Annotated in this window: 8 protein-coding genes and 1 pseudogene; 4 read left to right on the top strand and 5 right to left on the bottom strand. The window is 44.8% G+C overall.

Annotation, left to right across the window (positions count from 1 at the left end; translation table 11 throughout):
• The first annotated feature begins 244 nt into the window (after positions 1-244).
• Complete coding sequence (rlmA, locus tag VHA01S_RS02560; RefSeq protein WP_039969981.1) at positions 245-1,081, top strand: 23S rRNA (guanine(745)-N(1))-methyltransferase; 837 nt, start codon at positions 245-247, stop codon at positions 1,079-1,081.
• 17 nt (positions 1,082-1,098) lie between these two features.
• Entirely contained in the window at positions 1,099-2,067 is a 969-nt protein-coding gene (locus VHA01S_RS02555; RefSeq protein WP_023402784.1) for a ChaN family lipoprotein, read from the top strand.
• A 52-nt stretch (positions 2,068-2,119) separates the two neighbouring features.
• On the opposite strand, the gene VHA01S_RS02550 is transcribed toward VHA01S_RS02555, so the two are convergent.
• The gene (locus VHA01S_RS02550) at positions 2,120-2,557 is read right to left on the bottom strand and encodes a YcgN family cysteine cluster protein (RefSeq protein ID WP_039970013.1); all 438 of its coding nucleotides are present in this window, start codon (positions 2,555-2,557) and stop codon (positions 2,120-2,122) included.
• Between the two features lie 174 nt (positions 2,558-2,731).
• On the opposite strand from VHA01S_RS02550, the gene VHA01S_RS02545 reads away from it, so the two are divergent.
• Together VHA01S_RS02545 and aqpZ are read left to right on the top strand one after the other, a co-directional pair.
• Positions 2,732-2,983 (top strand): hypothetical protein, encoded by a 252-nt coding sequence (locus tag VHA01S_RS02545; protein ID WP_023402782.1) that lies wholly within the window; start codon positions 2,732-2,734, stop codon positions 2,981-2,983.
• An 84-nt stretch (positions 2,984-3,067) separates the two neighbouring features.
• Complete coding sequence (gene aqpZ / locus VHA01S_RS02540) at positions 3,068-3,751, top strand: aquaporin Z (RefSeq protein WP_023402781.1); 684 nt, start codon at positions 3,068-3,070, stop codon at positions 3,749-3,751.
• 72 nt (positions 3,752-3,823) lie between these two features.
• Here aqpZ and recR read toward each other — a convergent pair whose 3' ends face one another.
• The 4 genes and pseudogenes from recR to apt all read right to left on the bottom strand — a co-directional run bounded on the left by recR (position 3,824) and on the right by apt (position 7,570).
• Positions 3,824-4,423, bottom strand: coding sequence for a recombination mediator RecR (gene recR / locus VHA01S_RS02535; RefSeq protein ID WP_023402780.1), 600 nt, complete (start codon positions 4,421-4,423; stop codon positions 3,824-3,826).
• 16 nt (positions 4,424-4,439) lie between these two features.
• Positions 4,440-4,769, bottom strand: a complete 330-nt coding sequence (locus tag VHA01S_RS02530; protein ID WP_021712651.1) for a YbaB/EbfC family nucleoid-associated protein — start codon at positions 4,767-4,769, stop codon at positions 4,440-4,442.
• Between the two features lie 72 nt (positions 4,770-4,841).
• Positions 4,842-6,998: a DNA polymerase III subunit gamma/tau gene (gene dnaX, locus VHA01S_RS02525; protein ID WP_023402779.1), complete on the bottom strand. Its 2,157-nt coding sequence runs from the start codon at positions 6,996-6,998 to the stop codon at positions 4,842-4,844.
• Positions 6,999-7,023: 25 nt separating this feature from the next.
• A pseudogene (apt, locus tag VHA01S_RS02520) lies at positions 7,024-7,570 on the bottom strand (adenine phosphoribosyltransferase).
• Positions 7,571-7,773 lie beyond the last annotated feature (203 nt).

The following is a 7,773-nucleotide window of genomic DNA, read 5'->3' as shown; positions in this document are numbered from 1 at the left end:
TGCTCGAGAACAAGTCAGAATTTTTCGATAAGTAGTTATTCTACAATCAAAAATTCTAACGCCGTTATCGAGCATTTTAACAAGCTAGAATGACCAGTTATTTAGTACGATATGGTATTAAGTGGCTTCAGCTCTATAATTGGAGCCACTTTCCTCTCTATTTTATCTGCACACTTTGTATAACCGTTGTCTCGCTCACCAATTACGACTACTATCTGCTTAACATTTTTTGACTCAAGTGATTATGATTTACGCCTGCCCTCTTTGCTCACAGCCTTTAACGTTAGATTCTCGAACCTTTAAGTGCTCAAACAACCACATGTTCGACAAAGCCAAAGAAGGTTACGTAAACCTAATGCCTGCGCACCATAAGCATTCAAAAAACCCCGGTGACAGCAAAGAGATGATGCAATCTCGTCGTGCTTTCCTAGAGTCTGGGCACTACCAAAAACTGCAACAGCAACTGGCGAATACCGTGCAGCAGTCCATCGCAAATTCTATAGCAAATCCCTTAGAAAATAGCCAACAGCCGACTATCCTAGATATTGGTTGCGGTGAGGGATATTACACCAATGAAATAGCGAATGTTTTAGGCGAGAGTGCGCAAGTTTACGGCTTAGATATCGCAAAAGTAGCGGTGCGCTATGCCTCAAAACGTTATGCCAATTGCCACTTTAGCGTTGCCTCTAGCTATAAACTGCCGTTCAACGATCACAGCTTGGATGCCATCGTCAAAGTGTATGCGCCAAGCAAGCAAGAAGAACTATTGCGTTGTCTAAAGCCGGGCGGAGTTTTAGTGACCGTCACTCCGGGCGCTAGACACCTGTATCAGCTTAGAGAGCGTATTTATCAAGAAGTGCGCTTGCACGAAGAACAAGCGGATGAATTTGCAGGGCTAGAATTGATTGAACAAGCTAAACTCAATTATTCAATGCAACTTGTCGAAGGGCAAGCGTTTGAACTACTGCAAATGACGCCATTTGCTTGGAAAGCATCACCCGAATTACAAGCTGAGCTAAAACAGTGTGCCAGTTTTGACTGTGAAGCCGATTTTAATATTCAAACCTATCGAGTCATTTAATTTATGGGAGAGTAGAAATGCGCATTCAAATGTTAAGTGTACTTCTGCTCTTCGTTTTACCCATATCAGTGGCCAACTCGTCAGCCAGCAACCCCGCCTCCCCAATTCTCAACTTTTACGATTATCAGCTGTATTCCGCCATCTCCAAAGAAGCGCCACAAACAACACTAAAACCATTAACTGCCCTTCCCAGTGACATCATTAATGCTGATGTTGTGTTAGTGGGTGAATGGCACAGTCATTCTGCAATACACAGATTTCAAGCCGAGCTTTACCAGAAATTGCTGGAGCACAACACTCAGGTCGCTGTTTCGATGGAGCAATTTAGTCGACCAGTGCAAAACACACTTGATCAATATCTTAAAGGAGAGATTGGTGAATTAGCATTGATTGCGCATGCTAAAGCATGGCCTAACTACAGCAGTGACTATCGCGCTCTTGTAGAACAAGCTAAGTCGGCAAGTATGCCGGTCATTGCGGCGAATGCCCCTCGAGAAATAGTGCGATGTCTTGGGCAAGTCGGTGTCGGTTATCTTGAGAGTTTAAATGCAGAGCAGCGCCAAAACGTCGCCGCCAATTTAGATATCACAGATAGGCCGTATAAAGACAATTTCAAACAGGCTATGCAAGGTGTTGAGAAAGCAAGTGTGGAGAAAATGTATGCCGCACAGGTAGCGTGGGATGAAACCATGGCCGAAAGTATCGCCATGCACCACGCCCAATACCCCCACCAGCAAATACTGCATATTGCCGGAAAATTTCACGTTGAAAATGGAATGGGTATCGCCTATTCACTGCATAAACGCGCCCCTAAACTGAAAATAGTATTGATCACTCCGGTAGCATCGTTGGATGAACCATTGGGCATGAGTCAATACTCAGAGTATCGCCTACTGGTATTACCCTTGCCGACACAAGTGGTTAATCCCCATGAGCATGGCAGTTTTAGCCATCCACACTCAAGCAGTCAGTCTAATTGTCAGTAGCGATTAGCGATTAGCGATTAGCGATTAGCGATTAGCGATTAGCGATTAGCGATTAGCGATTAGGATGATTCAAAATGTGGTCTTCCCAATTCACAACATCAATCTCGTACACCACTTTATTACGCACACTTTCACCTGCGGCGTGCATGGCGGATTTTGAGCCTGTGATTAATGGGTGCCATGATGGCAGAGGTTTACCTTCAGAAAATAAGCGGTAGGCGCAGGTTTCTGGCAGCCAGTGGAATTCATGGATCTTGTCACGGGTCAGTTTTAGACACTCTTCGCCAGATTCAAAACGATTTGGGTAATCTTTACAGCCACAGGTTTTACTGTTGAGCCAGCTGCAGGCGACGTTGGTGTAATACACTTCATCGCTGTCTTCATCCATTAATTTGTGCAGACAACATTTACCACAACCATCACAAAGAGCTTCCCATTCTTGTTCGCTCATTTGTTCTAGGGTTTTTGTTTGCCAAAATGGAGAAGTCATCATTAATTTACCGTCGTGAACTTGGAGCCGTTTTATACCTATTTGACGCCTAAAATACAAGCAAAAGCGACAATCAAAGGCTTACAAGTATAGTTTTCACTGTTTGAGTAAAACTTCTTTCAATCTTAGTAAATATGGCGATAATCCTCCCTTTAAATTTTTGAGAACAACGGTATGGAATGTCGACTGTATTGTGGGGCGTGCTGTATTGCACCCAGTATTTCTACTAGTTTCCCGCTACACCCACACGGGAAAAAAGCAGGTGAGCGTTGTAAACAGCTTACCGATGACAATCTATGCAAGCTATTTGGCAAAAAAGAGCGTCCTGATGTTTGCCATGATTTCAAGGCTGCAAAATGGGTTTGCGGTGAAGACTCCAAACAAGCTATTGAGATCCTTACAGAACTTGAATACATTACCGCCTGAATAAATATCCACGGAAACTTTGCCTATATGGCAAATAGCGTATATTTTTAGTTTCAGAACTCAATTAGATTCAAAGGACGTTTTATGAATAAGTACATGGCCGAACTCATTGGCACATTTTGGTTAGTGCTAGGCGGTTGTGGTAGTGCAGTGTTAGCGGCTGGCATTCCAGATTTAGGTATTGGATACCTAGGTGTCGCTCTTGCATTCGGTTTAACTGTGGTGACTATGGCGTTTGCTATTGGCCATATTTCAGGTTGTCACCTAAACCCTGCAATTACTATTGGGCTTTGGGCAGGCGGTCGTCATGAAGCTAAAGAGGTGATTCCTTATATCGTTGCTCAAGTGATTGGTGGCATCATTGCAGGTGGCGTTTTATACATCATTGCCACTGGTAAAGCGGGCGCGGATATCGGTAGCTTTGCAACCAATGGTTATGGAGAGCACTCTCCGCACGGCTATAGCATGCTAGCGGCACTGGTAACTGAAATCACCCTAACGGCGGTATTCTTGTTTGTCATTATGGGCGCAACGGATAAACGTGCTGCAGCAGGTTTTGCACCACTGGCCATTGGTCTTTGCCTAACCTTAATCCACCTTATCAGTATTCCAGTAACGAACACATCGGTTAACCCAGCTCGTAGTACAGCGGTTGCGGTGTATGTAGGTGATTACGCCCTTAGCCAATTATGGCTATTCTGGGTTGCGCCTATTATCGGTGGCATTATCGGTGCTCTGGTATATAAAACTGTAGTTGGAAAAGAATAATTATTTCAATCGTATCGATATAAAAAAGGCCGTTTAGTTAAAAACTAAACGGCCTTTTTATTGGTTCATCTGTTACAGCTTATGTCGCCCTAAAAGAGAGTGCGAAAGCGTCGTGCCATCCACCAAATCTAGCTCTCCACCAACAGGGACACCGTGTGCGATGCGCGATGCACCCACTTGATGAATATGACAAAGCTCGGCGATATATTGCGCCGTGGCCTCGCCTTCGACTGTTGGGTTAGTAGCTAGAATCACTTCTTTGATTTCGCCTTCTTGCAGCTTAAAATCCAGCTTATCTAGGCCAATATCACTAGGGCCGATACCGTCAAGCGGTGAAAGATGGCCCATCAGCACAAAATACAGTCCTGAATACTGACCTGTTGCCTCTACTGCCGCAATATCCGCAGGACTTTCTACCACACATATTTGTCCGGTTTGCTGTCTTTTAGGGTTACTACAAATATGACAAACGTCATTTTCAGTAAAAGTACGGCATTCGCCACAGTGACCCACTTCAGTCATTGCTTGACTGAGTGCATCGGCAAGCTTTACCCCGCCGCTTCGGTCTCTTTGCAATAAATGAAAGGCCATACGCTGCGCCGACTTGGGACCTACCCCAGGTAGACAACGTAAGGCCTCCATCAATTGTTCCAGCATATTACTGGTACGCATTGAATTAAATTCTGCGTTAGAACGGCATTTTCATGCCTGGTGGTAGTTGCATACCGCCAGTCACACCCGCCATTTTTTCTTTTTGAGTCTCTTCAACACGACGTGCTGCATCGTTAAATGCTGCTGCAATCAAGTCTTCAAGCATCTCTTTGTCGTCTTCCATCAAGCTTTCATCAATGTCGACACGACGTACGTTATGGCTGCCTGTAATGGTTACTTTTACCAGACCTGCGCCTGATTCACCAGTCACTTCCATTTGCGCGATTTCTTCTTGAAGTTTCGCCATACGATCTTGCATTTGTTGGGCTTGCTTCATTAGGTTGCCCATACCGCCTTTTCCAAACATTCTGAATCTCTCTTTGATATCGGTATTGATAATTACTATTAAAAGTGGGGGCTATTCTACCCCATTTCAACCCTAAATTGGGCGAACACTCTCTCTATCAAGCTCAGCTGAAAAGCGAGCTTCAATAAATTTGATGTGCTCGTCATTTTCTAAACTTTCAAACGCCTTTTCTAGCTTGGCATGATACAAAATTTCACGCAGTTCAAGTGGTGTTTGACCTTGCTCGTCTACCTGAACGCTAATAGCACGCTGTTGCCCTGTCACAGCAGTTAGTGCTGACGCGAGTTCGTGGCGTGACTTCTCACTATCAAGGTGTTTTTGACTTGCTCTTAAATGTAGCACTATGCCACTGTCATTTTCTTCATAATGAGAATTTAAGGCCAATTGTTCGACCAGTTTTGCGGTGTTCAATTTGGCAATCAGTGCGCTCCAACTGTCTTTTTCTACAGACTCATTAAGCAGCTTCTCCACCATTTCGGGTGTTTTTTCATGCTCTAAGGCTTTTTTGAGTAAAGCAGGCGTTAAGCTCGGCTTTTTTTCCTCTGGCTGAAAGGTTTCTGATGCTTGCCATTGATACGGCTGATTACTGGTATCCACTTGTGGCTGCAACACTGACTGTGACGGTGCTTTCGGCGGGTGTTGTTGTGTCACTCGCTGTAAAACACTTTCTTTTTTGCTGGTCGGTGTTGCTTCACCCTTTTTTACGTTGCTATCACCTTGTGTCGATGATTTGCTTTGTCGTTTAGAGCGAAGTTGATGACGAAGGCCAACCAGTGGGTTTTTTGTCCCTTCACTAGCAGGCTGATTTGGTTCATTGTAACTCGCGCTAGATGCGTTAGTTTGTGCGACATTCGCTGGAGCCATATTGGTTGAAGGCAAGCCCTGTGGGCTTGTTTGTTCATTAGGCACACTGCGCGCTACATGAGACGCTTGCTCGTGTGTATTGGGCGCATGAGGCGCTCTGTCAGCCATTGGGCTTGTAGCAGGCTTAGGCGTTACCGCAGGTGCTTGCTCCATCGCTTTTTTGGCTTGTTGTATTGGAGAAGGTCTTTCCATTGCAGGAGCAACATCAACAATCGGCAGTGACTGTAACGGCGCAGCAGGTGCATGACTTACTGTGGAAATGGTATTGGCCGTTGGTTTTCCCGCAGGACTAAACGCAAGCATGCGCAATAGGGTCATTTCTACGCCAGCACGCTCTGTTGGGGCAATGGATAACTCTTTGCGTCCCTTCAAAGCAATTTGGTAATACAGCTGAACGTCTTGCGGAGATATTTCTGCCGCTAGGTGCTGTACTCGCTCTGCATCTAAATGAGAGGCATCCAAGGTAGCCGGTAGAGCTTGATACATGGCAATGCGATGCAACTGCATAGAAAGCTTTTGTAGCAACCCATCCCAGTCAACGCCATTGTTTGCCAGTTGTTCTAGGGCATCTAGGCTTACTGATGCTTGGCGCTTAATAATGGCTTCAATAAGGTACAGGGCTTGTTCACTGTCTAGCGTGCCGAGCATTCTTGATACTTGCTCGGTAACCACCGAACCATTGCCAAGAGCAATCGCTTGATCCGACAAACTTAGTGCATCACGCATACTGCCATCAGCGGCATGCGCAAGCATACCCAGCGCACGCTCTTCTCGCGCTACGCCTTCTTGTTCCAGTACATGATCCAATTGCTGCTGAATATTTTCAACGCTAATCGGCTTCAAATGGAACTGCAGACAGCGGGATAAAATAGTGACCGGCAGTTTTTGTGGATCTGTGGTCGCTAACAGGAACTTCACATACTCAGGTGGCTCTTCGAGCGTTTTAAGTAGCGCATTGAAACTGTGCTTAGACAACATGTGTACTTCATCGATCAGGTACACTTTAAAGCGCCCCCGAGCCGGTTTGTATTGTACGTTATCCAAAAGATCGCGAGTGTCTTCAACCTTAGTTCGAGACGCTGCATCTATCTCTAGCAAATCAACAAAACGTCCCTGATCGATTTCGATACAGCTCTGGCATTGACCGCATGGCGTAGAAGTAATGCCTGTTTCGCAATTCAACCCTTTGGCAAGCAAGCGACCTATGGTCGTTTTACCTACGCCGCGAGTACCGCTTAATAAATAAGCGTGATGAAGCCGATTCTGATCAAGAGCATTTTCTAACGCCGTTAAAACGTGCTCTTGTCCAACAACTTCCTTAAATTGCTTAGGTCGCCACTTACGCGCTAACGCTAAATAACTCATTAATTATCCTGATAGGGCTTGTAAATTAGTGTCCGTCAAACTCACATAGGCTGAATACTTCAATGCCCATTTTTTTCGATACGTTTATCACCGCCAATTTCTGGAAGGTTGATAACAAAAGCCGCATGTTCTACCACGCCGCCTAGTTGACGAATCAGCTTAGTGGTCGCTTCAATCGTGCCACCCGTGGCAAGTAAATCGTCCACCACCAACACTTTGTCGCCTTCAACAATCGCATCGGTATGAATTTCTAATACGTCTGTGCCGTATTCTAATTCATAAGATTGAGAAATCGTTTCTCTTGGCAATTTACCTGGCTTACGCACTGGCACAAAACCAATGCCTAGTTCTAGCGCTAAAGGAGCACCAAACAAGAAGCCGCGGGCTTCTGTACCAACAATTTTAGTAAAACCCATACCTTGATAACGTTCGATGAACATTTCAATAGTGGCTTTATAAGCGGTGGCGTCTTCCATCAAACTGGTGACATCACGGAACAAGATGCCTGGTTTTGGGTAATCAGTGATGCTTTTAATACTTGCTTTAACCAAAGCTTGCTTTTCAATATTCATAGTTATTCTTACTGTCTGTCTCAGTGCCTAACCGTAACAATCATCTAAATTCACATTTTGTTCGAGTCATAGTATTAACCAAACCCTATTGCGATTCAGTCATGCTCTAACGTATTAATTAGCTGTGTTGATTTAGATTTACGATTAGGTTGGGTTAATTGATATCAATCCAATGCAAGGTTAATTATTACTCAATCAGATTG

The organism is Vibrio halioticoli NBRC 102217 (assembly GCF_000496695.1).
GTDB classification, from domain to species: Bacteria; Pseudomonadota; Gammaproteobacteria; order Enterobacterales; family Vibrionaceae; genus Vibrio; species Vibrio halioticoli.
This window is presented reverse-complemented; position numbering and strand designations above follow the sequence as displayed.